Source organism: Cobetia sp. PDI-12MA (assembly GCF_059507695.1).
The window spans coordinates 2,957,070-2,976,267 of the sequence record NZ_CM183351.1 but is presented as its reverse complement, the minus strand read 5'-3'; the positions used below and the strand labels follow the sequence as shown (position 1 = coordinate 2,976,267).

Sequence of the window (19,198 nt, the reverse complement as noted above, 5' to 3'; positions counted from 1 at the left end):
GGTCCTGATCTTACCCCCAGATGGCGAGCCGGCCGCGCCGGAATTCGCTGTCGTCATCACCCTTCAGGCGAGGACACCCGATGTTCACCCGTGACATGCAGATTGCCGGTTTTGATGATGCGCTCCTGAGCGCCATGGACGACGAAGTCGTTCGCCAGGAAGCTCACATCGAGCTGATCGCCTCCGAGAACTACGCCAGCCCCCGCGTCATCCAGGCGCAAGGCTCCCAGCTGACCAACAAGTACGCGGAAGGCTACCCGGGCAAGCGTTACTACGGTGGTTGCGAGTTCGTCGACAAGGTCGAGCAGCTGGCCATCGATCGTGCCTGCGAACTGTTCGGTGCTACCTACGCCAACGTTCAGCCGCACGCCGGTTCCCAGGCCAACAGTGCCGTCTTCCAGGCGCTGGTCTCGCCGGGCGACACCATTCTGGGCATGAGCCTGGACGCGGGGGGTCACCTGACTCACGGTGCACGTCCGAACTTCTCCGGCAAGCACTACAACGCCGTGCAGTACGGTCTGGGCGAGAACGGCCTGATCGACTACGCCGAAGTCGCGCGTCTGGCACGTGAGCACAAGCCGAAGATGATCATCGCCGGCTTCTCCGCCTACTCCCAGATCATCGACTGGGCAGAGTTCCGCAAGATCGCCGACGAAGTGGGTGCCTACCTGCTGGTCGACATGGCCCACGTGGCCGGTCTGGTCGCCGCTGGCGTCTACCCGAGCCCGCTGCCCCACGCCCACGTCGTCACCACCACCACGCACAAGACCCTGCGCGGTCCGCGTGGCGGCCTGATCCTGTCCGCCGAAGGCGATGCCGACATCGAGAAGAAGCTGAACTCCGCTGTCTTCCCGGGTGGCCAGGGCGGCCCGCTGATGCACGTCATCGCGGCCAAGGCAGTCTGCTTCAAGGAAGCGATGGACCCGGCCTTCACCGCTTACCAGAAGCAAGTGGTCAAGAACGCCAAGGCGATGGCGTCCGTGTTCCTGGATCGCGGCTTCGAAGTCGTCTCCGGCGGCACTGAAGACCACCTGTTCCTGCTGTCTCTGGTCAAGCAGGGCCTGACCGGCAAGGACGCTGACGCTGCGCTGGGCCGTGCCCACATCACCGTCAACAAGAACGCCGTACCGGGTGACCCGCAGTCGCCGTTCGTCACTTCCGGTCTGCGTATCGGTACCCCGGCCGTCACCACGCGTGGCTTCCAGGAGCAGGAGTGTCTGGAACTGGCCGGCTGGATCTGCGACATCCTCGATGCGATGGTCGCCGGCGATTCCGCCGCTGCCGAAGCCGAGGTGCAGGCCAAGGTCTCCGCCGTCTGTGCACGCCTGCCCGTCTACGCCTGAGGCGTGATGAGGTGCCAGCCCGGCTGGCCCTCACCGCAGCAGTGCTGACAGTGGCGTTGCGCTGTCATGCACCAGACGAGAAACGCCTGTCGCGCATGCGGCAGGCGTTTTTTGTGCCCGCACCACGGCCAGCCGAGGCCGAGTGGCGTGGTGCACAGCCGGGTGGGAGAGTGGTCAACCAGCGCTCAGAAAGATCAGCCTGTGCCCGGGAGCGGACGCGCTACGCTATTCTCGATGCCGGACATACTCTGTTCATCTTCGTGCAAGGAGGCTTCCATGGCCGTCATGCAGCACCATGCCTTTCTGATTCTGGTCGAGAACAGCGGCAATACCTCACTGAGCAGCCAGGGCAGCGGCGAGGTCCGCATTTCCGTCGCCACGCTGGGGACGCTGAGAGCCGCCGAGCGGCTGGTCAGTGAGCTGGTCGCCCAGGGCGTCAGCCAGATCGAGCTGTCGGCAAGCTTCGGCGCGGCAGGCGAGGAAGCGCTGAGAACGGTGGTCGCGGACAGCGGTGCCGAGCGTACGGTGTCGATCGGCCGCGTGCGATTCACGGCCTGACGCCAGCACACGGGAAATTGCCAGTACCTGAATAGTCCTTTCGCAACAGGGGGTTGCGTAAAGGTGTGACCAAAGTCGGGTCTCACCCTTGGTCTAGGGTGTCTTGTTGGCATGTCTGACATGGGCTATTCCTTGACGGACAAGAGCGCGCCGCGATGCATCCCGTGAAGGATGTACGCGAGCTACAAATGACGCGCCACGCCATCAAGGAACGTTCGATCATGACCACGCCCCCCACGAGTGCCGCTGGCGACAGCCCGCGCGCCAATGCCTCTTCTGGAACGTCTGCCTCACCCGGCGACACCTCGACCGCGCGTGTCGATGTCGCCGAATGGCTGGCGCAGGCCATCTTCGAGAATCGCTACCCGCCGGGCAGCCTGATTCCTCGTGAGCTGGACCTGTGCGATCAGCACGCCCAGAGCCGCGCCACCGTGCGCACCGCGATCCAGAGCCTGGTCAATGCCGGGATTCTCACCCGCACCACCGGCCAGGGCACCCGCGTCAATCCGCTCAGCGAATGGCATCTGCTCGATCCGCGCGTGACCGGCTGGATGACACGCTACGCGATGCCGCATCCGCAGCTGGCGCGGGACATCTACGCCTTCCGCATCTCCATCGAACCCTTCGTCGCCGCCCTGGCGGCCACCGAGGCCACCGCCCAGGACCTGTCCGCCATCGAGCAGGCCTATGACGGCATGGCCGCAGCGGTGCATGGCGGCAGCGCCATGGAGGAGTTCGACCGCGCCGATATCGCCTTCCACGACGCCATCTTCGCCGCGACCCACAACGTCATCTGGGCGCAGCTTGGCCATGTGCTCAAGCCGTCGATCAGCCTGCTGGTGGCGACCTCCAATCACAATGCCTCGGAGCTGGGTGACAGCCTCGGCCGCCATCGCGCGGTGATGGAAGCGATTCGTCTGCGCCAGCCCGATGCCGCCCACGCCGCGACCCTGCATGTGCTGGACCGCACCGGCCAGGACCTCGGACTGGCCATGCCTGCAGGCCCTGAAGGCAGCCATCCTGCCGGGCGCGCCCAGGAACCGCTGGAGCTGCTGCGCCGCTTCGGCCAGCTGCCCAGCCTGTCTGCACCGCTGTCAAGCGAGTGAACGGCACCTCGCGGCGTTTCGCCACGCCGGAAAGTGTCTGCACGTCTTCCATTGACCACAGAACGTCATAACACGTCATAACAACAAGCCAGGAGTTTCACCATGCCGCGTTCCACTACCTCACCGCTCACCACTGCCGCTCCCGCCCGTGTCACGCTCAAGGCGCTGGCCCTGTCCACCGCCGTGGCCGCCACGCTGATCGCCACACCGAGCTGGGCGGCCGAATACGAATGGACCTTCCAGACCTCCGAGACGGCGGGGGAGCCGCAGTTCGAGGTCAAGAAGGCCTGGGCTGACAGCATCAAGACCATGTCGGATGGCCGCATCGCCATCGAGATCCTGCCGGTCAATGCCGTGGTGCAGGCCAACCAGACGCTGGACGCCGTCAGCGCCGGCATCCTGCAGGGCCACCTGACCGATCCGTCCTACTTCTCGGGCCAGAATCCGGCCTTCGGCATGCTGGGCAACCTGGTGGGTGCCTGGGGTGACCCGCTGGAATATCTCGAGTACATGCAGCACGGCGGCGGTGAGGAGCTCTACAACGAGCTGGTCGAGCCCTACGGCGTGCACCTGATCGGCGCGGGCGCCACCGGGCTTGAGTCCTTCGTCTCCAAGAAGCCGGTACGCACCGTCGATGACCTCAAGGGCCTCAAGGTGCGTGCGCCGGAAGGCATGGTCTACAACATCTTCCAGAAGGCCGGCGCGGCACCCGTCAACCTGCCGGGCTCCGAGGTCTACACCGGCCTGGAGAAGGGCGTGATCGACGCGGCGGATTACACCGTCTTCGCCACCAATGATGACCAGGGCCTGCACAGCTTCGCCAAGTACCCGTCCTATCCGGGCTTCCACTCATTGCCGATGGTGGCGGTGTCGATGAACAAGGGCATCTGGGACGGCCTGCCGGCGGATCTCAAGGCGATCATGGAGACCGCCACCGACGCGATGGCCTACGACATGGTCTTCACCCTCAAGGCGCGTGACATCAAGGCGGTCAGCGCGGCGCGTGCCAATCCGGATATCGAGGTGATCGACATGGCGCCGGAGGAGCGCGCCAAGTTCCGTCGCATCGCTCAGCAGGAGTGGAAGGTGTGGGCCGAGAAGAATGAGCTGACCGGCAAGGTCTACGAGTCCGTGGTCAGCTTCCTGACCGACCGCAACCTGATGTGAGCCCGCTGGCGCGCGGGATGGGCGCCAGCTGCCGTGTGGCAAGAGGCATCAGCTAGCCACGCTTTTGGCGACACGATCGCAGAACGATGAAGACGCGGGAGATCAAGGTCGGCGTGCTCACTGGGCGCGCCGATTCTCCTTGAGGCAGCGAGTCAGCAAGGAATTCGATATGGCAGAACATGATGTGGCGTCGCCGGGGCTACCCGAGGCGTCGGATGACCACGACCCGAACCTGGGCACGCGCACGCCGCTGGACCGCCTGGTGGGCAAGGGCACGCGCGCCGCGGCGTGGCTGGTATTGCTGGCGATGGCGATCAGCGTGTTCGAGGTGGTGATGCGCTACGGCCTCGATTCACCGACCTCCTGGGTGCACGAGACGGTGATCTTCCTGGTCGCGACCAGCTTCGCGCTGGGCGGCCCGGCGGCACTGGCCAACAATCGCCACATTCGCGTGCGCGTGCTCTACGACCTGGTCGGCACGCGCTTTCGCTACGTGCTGGACTGCTTCAATGACGTGATGACGTTCGTCTTCTGTCTGGCGATGAGCTATGCGGGCTGGGTGATGTTCTGGCGTGCCTCGCACAGTCCGCTGGGCGAGTGGCAGCTGGAGCGTTCCGGGACCTCATGGAATCCGCCGTTTCCGGCGCTGACCAAGGGCGTGATCCTGTTCGCGCTGGCGGTGATGACCCTGCAGGCGCTGTGGCATCTCTATCAGACCTTCTTCTCGCCCCGTCCGCCCGAGGGCGGCAGTGAGTCTCATGACGCCTCCGACGCCACTCCCGGCGCCGCAGCTGACCACAAGGAGCTGCGCTGATGGATATCGCAACGGCTACGATGCTGCTGGTCGGCGGCATCTTCGCGCTGCTGGTCACCGGCCTGCCGCTGGCCTTCGTCACCGGCCTGGTCGCGCTGGCCTACACCTTCGGCTGGTTCGGTCCGATGGCGCTGCCGCTGGTCACCAGTCGTGTCTATGGCTTCGTCACCGAGTATTCGCTGGTGGCGGTGCCGATGTTCGTGCTGATGGCCTCGCTGCTGGACCGCTCGGGGATCGCCAGGGACCTGTTCAATGCCATGCGCGTGATGGCAGGGCGCCTGCCCGGTGGCGTGGCGATCCAGACCATCGTGGTGGCGTTCTTCCTCGCCGCGATGTCCGGCATCATCGGCGGAGAGATCGTGCTGCTGGGGATTCTGGCGCTGCCGCAGATGCTCAGGCTCGGCTATGACAAGCACATCGCCATCGGCGTGGTGTGTGCCGGCGGCTCGCTGGGCACCATGATGCCACCCTCCATCGTGCTGATCATCTATGGCCTGATCGCCAACCAGTCGATCGCGGACCTGTTCACCGCGGCGATCACCCCGGCCATCGTGCTGATGGCAAGCTACATCATCTACGTGCTGATCCGCTGTCTGCGCAACCCTTCACTGGGGCCGGTAATGCCGGAGGAAGAGCGCCGCGTCAGCTTCCAGAGCAAGCGTGAGCTTCTCAAGGCCATCGGTGTGCCGGCGGTCATCGCGGGGCTGGTGCTGGGCTCCATCTACGGTGGCGTGGCCTCGGTGACCGAAGCCGCGGCGATGGGCAGCTTCGGCGTGCTGGTGGCGGTGATGCTGCGCGGTGAGTTCTCCATCACCCTGATGCAGCGCGCGCTGTCCCAGACCATGAACACCTGCGGCATGATCATCTGGATCGGTATCGGCGCGGCGGCGCTGGTCGGGGTCTACAACCTGATGGGCGGCAACCGCTTCGTGTCGAGCATGATCCTCGGCCTGGATATCCCGCCGCTGGCGATCATCATGGTGATGATGGCGATCCTGCTGCTGTTGGGGCTGTTCCTCGACTGGATCGGCATCGCGATGCTGACACTGCCGATCTTCGTGCCGATCATCGTGCAGCTCGGCTACGACCCGGTATGGTTCGGCGTGCTGTTCGCGGTCAACATGCAGGTGTCCTTCCTGTCGCCCCCCTTTGGGCCTGCCGCCTTCTATCTGAAAGGCGTGGCACCGGAAGGCATCAGTCTCAAGGATATCTTCGTCTCGCTGCTGCCATTCATCGCCATCCAGCTGTGCGTGCTGGCGATGTTGCTGCTGTGGCCGCAACTGTCGCTGTGGCTGGTCTAGGCTCAATAGACTTAGCCGTAGACTCGACGCCCTCGCAGATGCGAGGGCGTCGTCGTTGGTGACGTTGGATTTGCGCCGCCATGAGGCGTGACATCATGCAAGGCAGGCTTTGTGCTCTTTTATGGTGCAAATGAGCGGACACACAAACACAGCCACGATGAGAGTGGGCAGGCTGTCATGGCAGATGCACCATCTTGGCACATTCCCTGCAATGCTCTTGCAATGCCTGTCCGGTGCCACGAGATCCTGTCGAGGTGACCCCCGACACGCTGCAGCACTTCACGAGGAGAGTTCACATGTCAGAGACTCAAGCACCGCTGTTGTTGCTGACCGATCTGGATGGCTCGCTGCTGGATCACCACGATTACTCGCCGGGCCCGGCGCGCAGCTGGCTGACCCGCCTGCGCGCGCGCGGTGTCTGGGTCGTCCCCAATACCTCCAAGACGGCGGCGGAACTGGCGCCGCTGATGGACTCGCTGGGCCTGGCGGGCCAGCCATGGATCGCCGAGAACGGCGGCGTGGTGGCACTGCCTGCCGATTGGCTGAGCGCCTACCCGCTGGAAGCGGCCAGCGCCCCGGATGCACACGGCCTGTGTCGTATCGCGGTGGCGATGTCCCGCGACAGGATTCTCGCGGTACTGGATCAGCTGAGCGGGGAATTCGCCTTCGAGGGCTTCGCCTCGATGTCGGTGGCGAGAGTCAGCGAGCTGACGGGGCTGGGGGAGGAGGATGCGGCCCTGGCGGGACAGCGTGATGCCAGTGAGCCGCTGGTGTGGCGTGACGCGCCGGAGCGTCTCGAGGACTTTCGTGCGCGTCTGGCCAGCCATGGCCTCAAGCTGACACATGGAGGGCGCTTCCACCATGTGACCGGGGACAGCGACAAGGGCGTGGCAGCGCGCTATCTGATTGCCCGCTACCGGCTCTGCGAGCGGGTGCGCCCCTGGACGCTGGGCTTCGGTGATGGCGCCAATGACCTGCCGCTGCTGGCCGCCGTCGACAACGCTGTGCTGATTCCCGGCGTCGGTGATACCTCACAGCGTGATCGGGAGCTTGCCGATCATCCGCAACTGGCGGATGAACGCCGCTGTTTTCGCGCCAATCTCCCCGGACCGCAGGGATGGGTCGAGGGATTGCGTCACTGGCTGGCCAATGGCCAGCCGGAAGAATGGACATCCAGAGGTCTGGGCGCCTGACGCCTGCCTGATGCGTGTCTTCGGCAAGACAAGGAGCTGACATGAGCGATTTTTACCAGAATGGCATCATCACCAACTTCCATAACCTGACCGATCGTCCGGTGGAAGATCTCGAAGCGGACCTGATGCGCTTCTCCCGCAAGCGACCGATGAGCCTGATTCTGCCGTCGCTGTATTCCGAGCTGGAAGGCCCCGCCCTCAAGCATATCGTCGAGGAGCTGGCCCAGGTGCCCTACCTCAGCGAGATCGTGATCGGGCTGGACCGCGCCGACCGTGACCAGTTCGAGCATGCCAAGGAGTTCTTCTCACACCTGCCGCAGCATCACCGCATCCTCTGGAACGACGGGCCGCGCCTGCGGGCACTGGATGAGGAGCTGACCGAGCATGGCCTGGCGCCGATGGAGGCCGGCAAGGGGCGCAATGTCTGGTACTGCTCAGGCTACGTGCAGGCCTCGGGCATAGCCGAGGCAGTGGCACTGCATGACTGCGATATCGTCACCTATGACCGCGGCCTGCTGGCACGGCTGATCTACCCGGTGGCCCATCCGCAGTTCAACTACGAGTTCTGCAAGGGCTACTACTCGCGCATCGCCCAGGGCAAGCTCAATGGCCGCGTGGCACGCCTGATGGTCACGCCGTTGATCCGGGCGCTCAAGAAGGTCTATGGCCCGTTGCCGTACCTGGATTATCTCGACAGCTATCGTTATCCGCTGTCCGGCGAGTTCTCGATGCGCACCGATGTGCTGGCGGACATTCGCATTCCCAGTGACTGGGGGCTGGAGATCGGCGTGCTGTCCGAGGTCCACCGCAACTATTCCACCAAGCGCCTGTGTCAGGTGGACATCGCCGATGCCTATGATCACAAGCACCAGCCGCTGTCCGCGGAAGATGCGTTGGGCGGCTTGAATCGCATGAGTCTGGATATCGCCAAGGCGATGTATCGCAAGCTGGCCACGCTGGGCGTCGAGATGCACGGCGAGACCTTCCGCACCATCAAGGCGACCTACTACCGTATCGCGCTGGACCTGATCGAGACCTACTACAACGATGCCGTCATGAATGGTCTGACGGTGGACCGCCACAGCGAGGAAGCGGCGGTGGAGCTGTTCGCCTCCAACATCATGGATGCCGGCAGCGCCTTCCTCGACAATCCGCGCGACAAGCCCTTCATCCCCAGCTGGAACCGGGTGCAGTCAGCCGTACCGGACCTGCTCGAGCGCATGCACGAAGCGGTGGAGCTGGACAACCAGTAACGCTCGCGGCGGGAAACAGCGAGACCCACGACAACGGGGCTGCCAGTGGCAGCCCCGTTGTCGTGGGCAGAGGGAAGAAGCGCGGGCGTCAGACGACCTCGATGGCCGGCGGGCGCACGGTTTGCTCCATCAGCCAGGCCGCCTGATAGGGGCGGCGGGCCATGGTGGGATCGTAGGCCTTGTCGTGGCACAGATGGTCGGTCAGCGCGACGCCTTGCCAGCTTTCCGGCAGCGGCAGCACGCGCGGCTGATCGGTGACATTGAGAGCGAACAGCAAGCGACGCCCTTCATGGGTGACACGCTCGAAGACGAAGAAGTCCGGGCCGACATCGAAGACATTCTGGTCGGCATCCGGGTGGAAGCAGGGTTCGTTGCGGCGCAGTGCCATCCGGCGCTTGAGGGCGTGGAAGACCTCATGGGTTGCGGTGTTGGGGCTGGCCAACAGCGCTTCCAGTTCATCACGCTGCCACTTGCGGCGGTTGATGGCGCGCAGATGGCCATCGCGTTCGACGCCTTCCTGGTGATTGGGGGTCGCGGTCAGCGAGTGGATATACAGCCCCGGGATGCCCTGCAGGCTCAGCATCAGGGTCTGACTGGCGATGAAACGCTCGATCTGCCACGGGTCCTGGCCGCGCCGCGTGCCCTTGAGCGCATCGAAGTAGCTGATATTGAGCTCATAGGGGGTGTCGGCGCGGCCCGGGTTGGCGCGCATGCTGACGTAGCCACCGAAGTCATGCACCAGTCGCACCAGGGTGTCGCGCTCGTGGTCGGGCAGCAGGCCCTCAAGGGCGCGAACGCCGATGCCGTCGTGGCTGGCGGTGAAGTTGAAGTAGCTGCAGCCGGAGGGCAACGACGGCAGGCTCGCGGCCCACTGGGTCAGAGCGCTGGCATCGCCGGAGGTCAGGGTGTGCAGCGTCAGCGGCGGCAACGTGAACTGATAGATCAGGTGCGCTTCATCGGCCTGGGCGCTGCCCTCGATGGCAGTGAGGTCGTGCTGTGACAGGCGATCGAGCCCGAAGTAGGACATGTTCTCGGCATGGGGCACGTTGGTCTCGGTGATCAACAGGCTGCCCGGCGCCAGATGGTCGACGATGGCGCGCAGCAGGCGTACCACGGCGTGTGTCTCCGGCAGGTGGATGCAGGAGGTACCCTGGCGCTTCCACAGGAAGGCCACTGCATCGAGGCGGATGATGCCCGCGCCCTGCTCGAGGTAATAAAGCAGGATGCCGATGAATTCGAGCAGCACATCGGGATTGGCGAAGTTCAGGTCGATCTGGTCATCCGAGAAGGTTGCCCAAAGATGGCGCAGGCCACGACGGGTATGCACCGGCGTGAGCAGGGCAGACGGGCGCGGGCGCACCACCTCGGAGACATCGGTGTCGGGGTCCATCTCGATGAAGTAGTCGCGACCGGGCTGCACGCCGGCCAGATAGTCGGCGAACCACAGTGACTCGCGCGAGCAGTGATTGATGACCAGGTCTGCCATCAGGTCGCGGTGCTTGCTCAGGCGCCGGATGTCCTGCCAATCGCCGAGGGCCGGATTGACTTCGCGATAGTGGATGACGCTGAAGCCGTCATCGCTGCTCCACGGAAAGAAAGGCAGCACGTGGACACCGGACAGGCTATCGTCCAGTCGGCTGGCGAGGAAGTCGTGCAGGGTCGCCAGTGGCGCCTCGCCTTCCTGCTGCAGGCTGTCGCCGTAGGTGATCAGCCACTGATCGCCCTCGCTCCAGAGCGGCTCGCCTTCCGGCACGCGGGGGGTGAGGCGCGTGCGATGGAAGTCCAGTACCGTCTCCAGGCGTCTGAGGACTTCTTCATGACGCTGTGGATAGATCTCGGCGAGCAGACGTGTGGCGTGCGCCTGGAAATCAGCTTGCGAGAGACGTTTGGCGAGAGAGACTCTGACGCGTGGCCTGGCGTTGCCCTCGCTCGGCGCGGGATCGGCTGCAGTGGAAGTCGAGTGATCGGAAGATGACGTATCGGACATGGGCAATCCTCGTGGCAGCAAAAGCGGTCTGGCTCTGCCGCGTGAGTCGCAATGGGCAGAGCGTGTCGCGGGTGATCTTCGTGAAGCGCGCCAGCGCCATCCTGCGGGGCCGATGGCGAGACAGGCGGGCGCGCATCAGATGAAGTCGACTGGTCGTCGCCTGGTGAAATCAATGAATGGCGCATCGCTCAGCGGCGCCCGTGGGTGACGGCCTGGCGCCTTTACCCCTGAGTCATGCACGCCTCGGGCCAGATTCGTCAAGCCTGCAAGGCAGGACGGCCAGCCTGCATGTGCCGGCTGGCCGTCCTGTCTGGCGTCATGTGGCCTGAGGCCGGCTGACGCCACTGCGCTTCATGACACGCTTTACTTGCGCAGCACGCGATACAGAATCAGCAGGATGACGGCGCCGAGCACGGCGATGACAAAGCTGGCCAGATTGAACCCCGTCACTTCCCCGAAGCCCATCAGGGTGCCGACCCAGCCACCGACCACGGCCCCCAGGATGCCGATGATGCTGGTGACGATGATGCCACCCGGGTCCTTGCCGGGCACGATCACCTTGGCGATGATGCCGGCAACAAGACCGAATATGATCCATGCAATGATTCCCATGTCGCAGCTCCTTGCGTCATCGTGATCAGTCTCGCGGCAGAGATCATCCGCCGCCAGTCGTGAAAGGATTCCACGGCTCGGGCAAGCGTCCTTGTGAGGCGCTTACCCTGACGTCATCTTTCGGTTATCGCGCGGGGATTTCAAGCCTGCCGGGCAGGATGATGGATGCTTTCGCCGCGGGGCTCGTCACCCGGGGCGACAATGCAGGAAACTCCTGTCACCCTTTGGCCGCTCCCCAAGGCCAGTTCAGATAGGTCGGGGCTGACATAGGCTCCCGTGGCGGGGCCTTAACGGTTACAATACCCGCCATTCGCTGTCATTCGGCTGCGCTGCGCCACTTCCTCGCTGTGCTTCGCGCGGGGCCGCAGCCACCTCGCACCCAAGCAGGCTCTCCAACATGCACTGTCCCTTCTGTGGAACTCATGAAACCAAGGTCACGGATTCCCGACTGGTGGTCGAGGGTGACCAGGTGCGGCGGCGTCGCCAGTGCGCGGCCTGCGGTGAGCGTTTCACGACCTACGAAACGGCGGAGCTGGTCATGCCGCGCGTGGTCAAGGGCGACGGCTCGCGCGAGAGCTTCGATGAGCACAAGCTGCGTGCCGGCATGCTGCGTGCGCTGGAAAAGCGCCCGGTTTCCTCCGAGCTGATCGAGGCCGCGGTGGAGCGCATTCGTCAGCGTCTGCGTGCCACCGGCGAGCGTGAGATCGAGGCGCGGCGCATCGGTGATGAGGTCATGCAACAGCTCAAGCGGCTGGATCAGGTCGCCTATATCCGCTTCGCTTCGGTCTATCGTCGCTTCCAGGATCTTGATGAATTCCGCGCCGAGATCGATCGTCTCGCCCAGGAGCCCAGCTTCCTGCCGGGCGAGGAAGACGCGCGCCCCTGATGTCTCGACACGGTCATCCTTGTCGATGCCCTTGAGGCCTGTGTCTGCTGGCTCTGTCGCGGCACGCCGCGTGGCTTCGGCCCTGGGTCCTGGGCCTCAGGTTTCAGGCCTCGGAGGGGTGGCCACCGCATGGCCACCGCCTGACCTTCTCTCGTTTCACGCCAAGGTATCGCATGTCTCTTTCTCCTCATGCTTCTCATGCTCCCCGTGACAGCCACTCTCGCAACAGTCACTCTCGAGAACGCAGTGCTCCCTCGGCGCGTGATGCGCGCCACATGGCCCACGCCCTGCGCCTGGCGCGGCTGGGCAGCTACACGACGCAGCCCAATCCGCGTGTCGGCTGTGTCCTGGTAGAGGCCGAGACTGACGAGGTGATCGCGAGCGGCTTTCATGTGCGTGCCGGGGAAGGGCATGCCGAGGTCAATGCGCTGGCAGAGGCGGGCGAGCGCGCGCTGGGCTGCGTGGCCTATGTGACGCTGGAGCCTTGCTCCCACACCGGGCGTACCGGTCCTTGCTCGCTGGCGCTGATCGCGGCGGGCGTCTCTCGGGTGGTGATTGCGATGCGTGATCCGAATCCGCAGGTCGCCGGACGCGGCATCGCGCTGCTGCAGGGCGCGGGCATCGCGGTGACGTTCGGGGTGTTGGAGCAGGAGGCGCGAGCGCTCAATCCCGGCTTCCTGTCACGCATGGAACGCGGTCGGCCCTTCGTGCGCCTCAAGCAGGCCATGAGTCTGGACGGTCGCACGGCGATGGCCTCCGGCGAATCCCAATGGATCACCGGCCCTGAAGCGCGCAGCGCCGTGCAGCGTCTGCGCGCGCGCTCCAGCGTGGTGATGAGCGGCATCGAGTCGGTCATCTTCGATGATTCGCGCCTCAATGTACGCGCCGACCAGCTCGGCCTCGACGACCACCCGCTGGGACTCGAGGCGCTGGTGGCGCGTCAGCCGTTGCGCGTGGTGGTGGATAGCCACCTGCGTCTGCCGCTGGCGGCGCGCATTCTGGCGCAATCCGGTCGTACGCTGCTGGTGTGTGTCGCGGACGAGACAGCGGCGCTGGCTGAGCGACGTACCTTGTTGGAGGCGGCCGGTGCCGAAGTGGTGGCACTGCCGGCCGGCGCGGATGGACGCGTGGACCTCGAGGCTCTGCTGCGCTATCTGGCCGAGCACGAGCAGGCCAACGAGGTGCTGCTGGAAACCGGTGCGGTGCTGGCCGGGGCCATGATCCAGGCAGGCCTGGTCGATGAGATGCAGCTCTTCATGGCCCCGACGCTGCTGGGCGGCGAGGCTCGTCCGCTGCTGGCACTGCCGGGGCTGGATCGCATGGCGCAGCAGCGCCGGGTCGAGATTCGCGATATCCGGGCGGTGGGGCGTGATTGGCGCATCACCGCGGTGCCAGTAGCATCGCCAGGCCCGCAGGAGAGCGGCGACTGATTTCTTCTTGTCACGCAAGCACTTGCCGCCGTCTGGCGACAGCGTCGTCGCTGGGTGCTGGCGCAAAACGGGGTGGCGGGGTACCCTGACGCCCGACTTTTTGATAATACGCGTGGGCCCGACTTGGGCCGGCGCAGCCCGTAAAGTGGAGCAAGCATGGCGCTATCAGGCATCGCAGCACTCGTCGAGGATATCCGACAAGGCAAGATGGTCATCCTCATGGATGACGAGGATCGTGAGAATGAAGGCGACATCATCATCGCCGCGGAAGCCGTGACAGCCGAGCACATCAACTTCATGGCACGCCACGCGCGTGGCTTGATCTGCATGCCGATGTCGCGTGAGCATTGCGAACAGCTCCAGCTGCCACTGATGGTTCAGGCCAACGGTTCCGGCTTCGGCACCAAGTTCACGCTCTCCATCGAGGCCACCGAAGGCGTCACCACCGGCATCTCGGCGGCTGACCGCGCCCGGACCGTGCAGGCTGCCGCCGCGCGCAATGCGCGCCCGCAGGATATCGTCCAGCCGGGACACATCTTCCCGCTGATGGCGGAGCCGGGTGGCGTGCTGCGTCGTGCCGGCCATACCGAGGCGGCCTGTGACCTGGCATCCATGGCGGGCTTTGGCGCGACCGGCGTGATCTGTGAAATCATGAACGATGACGGCAGCATGGCGCGTCGTGAAGAGCTCGAGCGCTTTGCCGCCGAGCACGACCTCAAGGTCGGCACCATTGCGGATCTGATCGAGTATCGCATCCACAATGAGCAGACCGTGGAAGTGCTGGACAGCGAGCAGGTCGAGACCGCCTTCGGCGAGCTGACGTTGCATTGCTTCAGCGATCGAATCCAGGGCCGTCACCACCTGGCGCTGGTCAAGGGCACGCCGAATGCCGAGTCTCTGACCACCGTGCGCGTGCACGTGCAGGACCCGATGCGCGACCTGCTGACCCTGCGTCAGCCGGGCAGCAGCAGCTGGGCGCTCAATGATGCGCTCGCTGAAGTCGCCGCCGCCGATGCCGGTGTGCTGGTACTGCTGGACACCGGCAGCGACGCGATGGATTACAAGGATCGTCTCGATGTCTTCCTCGGACGACGTCGTACGCCGCGCACCAACGAATCCGATGGTGCGGGCAACTATCTGACCACCGGTACCGGTGCCCAGATCCTTCGGGATCTCGGTGTCGGCCGGATGCGTCTGCTCAGCTCGCCGTGGAAGTTCTCTGCCTTGTCCGGGTTTGGCCTCGAAGTGGTCGAACTGGTCGGCAGTGATGACACGACCGGCGAGACAGGGGCAGACGCCGCCGACGCATAAGCGCTTCGGCACTCCAAATGGCGGGGGAGGTCGCGCACTTCTGGCGACCTGCCCCGGTATGATTGATATCCCCGCCCCGGTTCTCCGGGGCGCTAGCATTGTGGACTGACCATGCAACCGATTGCTCAACTCGAAGGCACTTTCACCAATGTCGATGGCCGTTACGTCATCGTCGTCGGGCGTTTCAACCACCATGTCGTCGACAGCCTGGTGGAAGGCGCGGTCGATTCTCTCGTACGCCACGGCGTCGATGAGGAAAACATCGACCTGATCCACGTGCCGGGTGCCTGGGAAATTCCGCTGGCCGTCAAGGCCGTGCTGGCCAAGGTCAAGCCGCACGCCGTCATCACGCTGGGTGCGGTGATCCGCGGTGGTACGCCGCACTTCGAATACGTCGCCGGTGAGTGCAACTCCGCGCTGTCGCGTCTGCAGCTCGAATTCGACACCCCGGTCGCCAATGGCGTGCTGACGGTGAATTCCATCGAGCAGGCCATCGAGCGTGCCGGCACCAAGGCCGGCAACAAGGGTACCGAAGCGGCCATGGCGGCGATGGAAATGGTCTCCCTGCTCAAGGCCATGGGAGGTGACGCGTGAGCGAACGCAATGAACGTACCGAGCGCGAGCCGTCCAAGCAGCAGCAGGCGCGTCGCGCCGCTCGCGAGCTGGCCGTGCAGGGCATCTACCAGTGGCAGATGACTGGCAAGAACATGACCACCATCGAAGCCGAGTTCCGTGGTCAAAAGATCGACGATGATGTCGAGCTGCATGAGAACTGGGTCGAGGTGATGCGTATCGCCGACCAGGCCCTGTTCCACGAGCTGCTGCACAACGTGCCGCGCTTCCAGAAAGAACTGGATGCCAGCATCAGCCCGCTGCTCGACCGTCGCCTGCAGGATCTCGACGAGATCGAGCTGGCCATCCTGCGTCTGGGCGCCTACGAGCTGTCCAAGCGCATGGAAGTGCCGTATCGCGTGGCGATCAACGAAGGGGTCGAGCTGGCCAAGACCTTCGGAGCCACCGACGGGCACAAGTACGTCAACGGGATCCTCGACAAGCTGGCAGTCAAGCTGCGCAGCGCCGAGGTGACCCAGGCCCGCCTGCGCTGACATGCCAGGTGAATTCGAGCTGATTGCCCGCTACTTCCAGCGCGATCTGTCCGGGGCACCGGGCGTGTTGCTGGGGCCGGGTGACGACTGTGCACTTCTTGCCGCCAGTGATGGCATGCAGATGGCGGTCAGTGTCGATACCTCGGTGGCGGGGGTGCACTTCCCGCCGGATGCGCCTGCGGCGTCCATTGGCCATCGTGCCCTGGCCGTCAATCTGTCCGATCTGGCGGCGATGGGTGCGACCCCGCGCTGGGCGTTGCTGGCGCTGACGTTGCCGGACGTGGATGAAGACTGGCTGCATGGTTTTGCGGCCGGTTTCCACGCGCTGGCGGATCGCTACGGCATCGCGCTGGTCGGCGGCGACGTCACGCACGGCCCGCTCTCCATCACGATCACCGTGCATGGCGAGCTGCCGTGCGTGCTCGAGCCTGCCCAGCAGGCCGACAGCGTGGCCCGCCCGATCCTGCGGCGTGACGGCGCCCGTGAGGGCGATCTCATCGCGGTCACCGGCCTGCCGGGGTTGGCGCATGCCGGTCTCAAGGCCTGGCAGGAGGGCGTCCGCGATGTGCTGAATCCTTGCCTGGCGGCCTACCTGCGACCAGAACCGCGGGTCGATGCGGGGCTGGCACTACGTGAGCTGGCCAGTGCGGGCCTGGATGTCTCCGATGGCGTGATGGGTGACCTGGCACACATCTGTCGCGCCAGTCAGCTGTCGGCGGCGCTGGAGCTTGGCGAACTGCCACTGGCGCCGGAGCTGATCACTGCGCTGGGCGAGCAGGGGGCTCGCGAGGCGGTCCTCAATGGCGGCGACGATTACGAGCTGTTGCTCACGCTGCCTGAAGAGAACCTCGAGACGGCCAGGCTCGCCCTGCGCTCGCTCAACCTGCCCTTGAATGTCATCGGGCGCATGCAGGCGCCGGGCAGCGATGCGCCGCGTGTGCTGCTGATGGAAAAGGGCATTGAGCAGGCAGCTACGGGCCAGAGCTGGCAGCATTTCTCTGCCTCGCAAGCCTCTGCCTCGCAAACCTCCGTCACTCAGTCCTCTGCCACACAGGTCTCTGGGACAGACGGCTCCTGCGATGATGCGTTACCGCGCAACGCGAACGGGGTGGCACCATGAATCGGGCACCCGCCAGTGTCTGGCGGCGCCCCGTGCACTTCCTGGCTTTCGGGCTGGGCAGTGGTACCGCGCCCTTTGCTCCGGGCACCTTCGGTACCCTGGCGGCAATCCCGTTCTACTGGCTGATGACCAACCTCACGCTTTGGCCGTATCTGGCCATCGTGCTGGTCGCGTCGCTGGTCGGGATCTGGATCTGTGATCGCACTTCGCGCGATCTCGGCGTGCATGATCACTCCGGGATCGTCTGGGACGAATTCGTCGGCTATTGGATCACGATGGCCGCCGTGCCATTCTCTTGGCAGGCAGCGCTATGGGGCTTCGTGGTCTTCCGGGTCTTCGATATTCTCAAGCCATGGCCGATTCGCTGGGCCGACCGCCGGGTTGCCGGCGGCTTCGGCATCATGCTGGATGATGTCTTCGCCGGTATCTATGCCTGGTCGACGATGCATCTGTGGCTGTGGTTGCACTGACGTCTCGCTGTCTTGGCAGCGAGGCTCACGCACGTGTTTCACTGATGGAAGCAGATGTGACAAGAGGCACCGCGCAGACGGTGTGATGCTTCAATAACGGACAAGGGTCAATGCGATGGGCAAGGGACTGGTAACCGCGACGGCAGTGGTCGTCATCGGGGCAGCCGGCTATGTCGGCGGCGTGGCTTACTCAAGCCAGCGTTTTGAAGATGAAATGGCCCGCATGGTGGCAGAGCTCGACAGGAGCTCCGACATCAAGGCGACCCGTGAAGAGGTCGATAGCGGCTGGTTCGGCTCCACGGGCCGGGTAGAGATGGAACTCGCCACCGGCGACGGTGAAGGCCCCATGCGCATCGTATTGCCCTATGAAGCTGGCCACGGCCTGCTGTCGACCAGCATGCAGGGCAACGTCAAGGTGCTGTACGGTACGCCATCACGCGATGTCTTCGCCGAAGTGCTCGGCGATGGCAAGGCGATCGCCTTCGATGGCAGCGTCGACAACTTCAGTGGCGCCAGCGACACCACCCTGACCTTGCCGGCCTTCGACTGGCAGGACCCTGAGAGCGGCACGCGCATCGACTTCCAGGGCGGCGAGCTGCTGGCTTCCCACGATGGCGGTGATACCCCGGAAATCACCGTGGATGGCGAGATCACGCCGTTCGATATCACCAATGGTGCCGAGAAGGTCAGCATCGGTACCCTGAGCCTCAATGGCATCTATCGCGGGGCGGACAATGACTTCCGCCAGGACGACAAGATCGTGCTGGACACCCTCACCATCGACAACGGCACCGGTCAGCCGCCAGTGGTCGCCAGCGATATCCGTTACAGCGGTGAAACGCGTCTGGACCCGACCGAGCTGCGCTATCTGATGAAGCTGTCGGTAGAGGATGTCAGCGCGGGTGATCAGCAGATGGCCAGCGGTGATGTGTCCATCTCGATCGATCGTCTGCAGGGCGCGGCCGTCTATGACTTCATCACCCAGCTTCAGGGCTTGCTGGAAGAAGCGGGCAAGCCGTTCGAGGAGCTGAGCGAAGCGCAGCAGGTCGCCATGCTCGAGAAGGTCGAAGCGCCGCTGTTCACCATGCTGAGCACCTCTCCACGCCTGACGCTGGAATCGCTGAATGCCAAGAGCGATGCGTTCGGTGTCGACATGCAGGGTGATGGCCAGATGATTCTCGATGGTGCCGACATCACTGACCTGACCATCCAGGAGCTGCAGACCGTCCCGGGTCAGCGGGCCTTCCTGAATCGTCTGAGCGGGCGCTTCGAGTTCCGCAACGTGCCGCCGATGATGGCCATGATGGCAGGGGTCTCTCCGCAGGCCGCCGACCGCAACCTCGTGGTCGAGATCGATGGTGACAGCGTGAGGATCAACGGCACCCCGATCTACTGAGGGGAGAGGCGAGGCGCGGTGTCACGAGCGCTCAGTGACGTCAGCGCCGCGCAGTATGCTGGAAACGACAATGCCCGCCTCATGGTGGGTATTGTCGTTTCCGGGGGCGCATCAGGTGCCACCCTGATCACGCAGTGTTGCGCCT

General features: G+C 64.5%; 18 protein-coding genes. 16 read left to right on the top strand and 2 right to left on the bottom strand.

The window, feature by feature from the left end:
* Window positions 1–80 precede the first annotated feature (80 nt).
* The 8 genes from glyA (at window position 81) to AC5WNI_RS12665 (ending at window position 8,735) form a co-directional block, all read left to right on the top strand.
* Window positions 81–1,343: a serine hydroxymethyltransferase gene (gene glyA, locus AC5WNI_RS12700; protein WP_495928536.1), complete on the top strand. Its 1,263-nt coding sequence runs from the start codon at window positions 81–83 to the stop codon at window positions 1,341–1,343.
* 276 nt (window positions 1,344–1,619) lie between these two features.
* Window positions 1,620–1,901, top strand: coding sequence for a hypothetical protein (locus tag AC5WNI_RS12695; protein ID WP_107336213.1), 282 nt, complete (start codon window positions 1,620–1,622; stop codon window positions 1,899–1,901).
* Between the two features lie 221 nt (window positions 1,902–2,122).
* Window positions 2,123–3,007, top strand: coding sequence for a FadR/GntR family transcriptional regulator (locus AC5WNI_RS12690; protein ID WP_495928535.1), 885 nt, complete (start codon window positions 2,123–2,125; stop codon window positions 3,005–3,007).
* A 102-nt stretch (window positions 3,008–3,109) separates the two neighbouring features.
* Window positions 3,110–4,174 carry a TRAP transporter substrate-binding protein gene (locus AC5WNI_RS12685; RefSeq protein WP_175088537.1) on the top strand — a complete coding sequence of 355 codons (1,065 nt, stop codon included), beginning with the start codon at window positions 3,110–3,112 and terminating at the stop codon, window positions 4,172–4,174.
* Window positions 4,175–4,343: 169 nt separating this feature from the next.
* Window positions 4,344–4,988: a TRAP transporter small permease subunit gene (locus tag AC5WNI_RS12680; protein WP_175088538.1), complete on the top strand. Its 645-nt coding sequence runs from the start codon at window positions 4,344–4,346 to the stop codon at window positions 4,986–4,988.
* Window positions 4,988–6,289: a TRAP transporter large permease gene (locus tag AC5WNI_RS12675; protein WP_495928534.1), complete on the top strand. Its 1,302-nt coding sequence runs from the start codon at window positions 4,988–4,990 to the stop codon at window positions 6,287–6,289. Before AC5WNI_RS12680 ends, AC5WNI_RS12675 begins: the two co-directional genes overlap by 1 nt.
* Before the next feature lie 296 nt (window positions 6,290–6,585).
* A complete protein-coding gene (locus AC5WNI_RS12670; RefSeq protein WP_495928533.1) occupies window positions 6,586–7,482 on the top strand; it encodes an HAD-IIB family hydrolase in 897 nt (298 codons plus the stop codon).
* A gap of 41 nt (window positions 7,483–7,523) precedes the next feature.
* On the top strand, window positions 7,524–8,735 hold the full coding sequence (locus AC5WNI_RS12665; protein WP_175088541.1) for a glycosyltransferase family protein: 1,212 nt from the start codon (window positions 7,524–7,526) through the stop codon (window positions 8,733–8,735).
* A gap of 88 nt (window positions 8,736–8,823) precedes the next feature.
* Here AC5WNI_RS12665 and AC5WNI_RS12660 read toward each other — a convergent pair whose 3' ends face one another.
* Entirely contained in the window at window positions 8,824–10,722 is a 1,899-nt protein-coding gene (locus AC5WNI_RS12660; RefSeq protein WP_495928532.1) for a sugar phosphorylase, read from the bottom strand.
* A 363-nt stretch (window positions 10,723–11,085) separates the two neighbouring features.
* On the bottom strand, window positions 11,086–11,334 hold the full coding sequence (locus tag AC5WNI_RS12655) for a GlsB/YeaQ/YmgE family stress response membrane protein (RefSeq protein ID WP_166018817.1): 249 nt from the start codon (window positions 11,332–11,334) through the stop codon (window positions 11,086–11,088).
* 397 nt (window positions 11,335–11,731) lie between these two features.
* On the opposite strand from AC5WNI_RS12655, the gene nrdR reads away from it, so the two are divergent.
* The 8 genes from nrdR (at window position 11,732) to AC5WNI_RS12615 (ending at window position 19,053) form a co-directional block, all read left to right on the top strand.
* Window positions 11,732–12,220: a transcriptional regulator NrdR gene (nrdR, locus tag AC5WNI_RS12650; RefSeq protein WP_043331377.1), complete on the top strand. Its 489-nt coding sequence runs from the start codon at window positions 11,732–11,734 to the stop codon at window positions 12,218–12,220.
* A 275-nt stretch (window positions 12,221–12,495) separates the two neighbouring features.
* Complete coding sequence (ribD, locus tag AC5WNI_RS12645) at window positions 12,496–13,650, top strand: bifunctional diaminohydroxyphosphoribosylaminopyrimidine deaminase/5-amino-6-(5-phosphoribosylamino)uracil reductase RibD (RefSeq protein WP_495928531.1); 1,155 nt, start codon at window positions 12,496–12,498, stop codon at window positions 13,648–13,650.
* A 156-nt stretch (window positions 13,651–13,806) separates the two neighbouring features.
* Window positions 13,807–14,961 (top strand): bifunctional 3,4-dihydroxy-2-butanone-4-phosphate synthase/GTP cyclohydrolase II, encoded by a 1,155-nt coding sequence (ribBA, locus tag AC5WNI_RS12640; protein ID WP_285461252.1) that lies wholly within the window; start codon window positions 13,807–13,809, stop codon window positions 14,959–14,961.
* Window positions 14,962–15,072: 111 nt separating this feature from the next.
* On the top strand, window positions 15,073–15,555 hold the full coding sequence (gene ribH / locus AC5WNI_RS12635) for a 6,7-dimethyl-8-ribityllumazine synthase (protein WP_043331374.1): 483 nt from the start codon (window positions 15,073–15,075) through the stop codon (window positions 15,553–15,555).
* The gene (gene nusB / locus AC5WNI_RS12630; RefSeq protein ID WP_175088545.1) at window positions 15,552–16,067 is read left to right on the top strand and encodes a transcription antitermination factor NusB; all 516 of its coding nucleotides are present in this window, start codon (window positions 15,552–15,554) and stop codon (window positions 16,065–16,067) included. Before ribH ends, nusB begins: the two co-directional genes overlap by 4 nt.
* Window position 16,068: 1 nt before the next feature.
* Window positions 16,069–17,187, top strand: a complete 1,119-nt coding sequence (gene thiL / locus AC5WNI_RS12625) for a thiamine-phosphate kinase (protein WP_495928530.1) — start codon at window positions 16,069–16,071, stop codon at window positions 17,185–17,187.
* The gene (locus AC5WNI_RS12620) at window positions 17,184–17,657 is read left to right on the top strand and encodes a phosphatidylglycerophosphatase A family protein (protein WP_043331372.1); all 474 of its coding nucleotides are present in this window, start codon (window positions 17,184–17,186) and stop codon (window positions 17,655–17,657) included. Before thiL ends, AC5WNI_RS12620 begins: the two co-directional genes overlap by 4 nt.
* Before the next feature lie 115 nt (window positions 17,658–17,772).
* A complete protein-coding gene (locus AC5WNI_RS12615; RefSeq protein WP_175088547.1) occupies window positions 17,773–19,053 on the top strand; it encodes a DUF945 family protein in 1,281 nt (426 codons plus the stop codon).
* Window positions 19,054–19,198 lie beyond the last annotated feature (145 nt).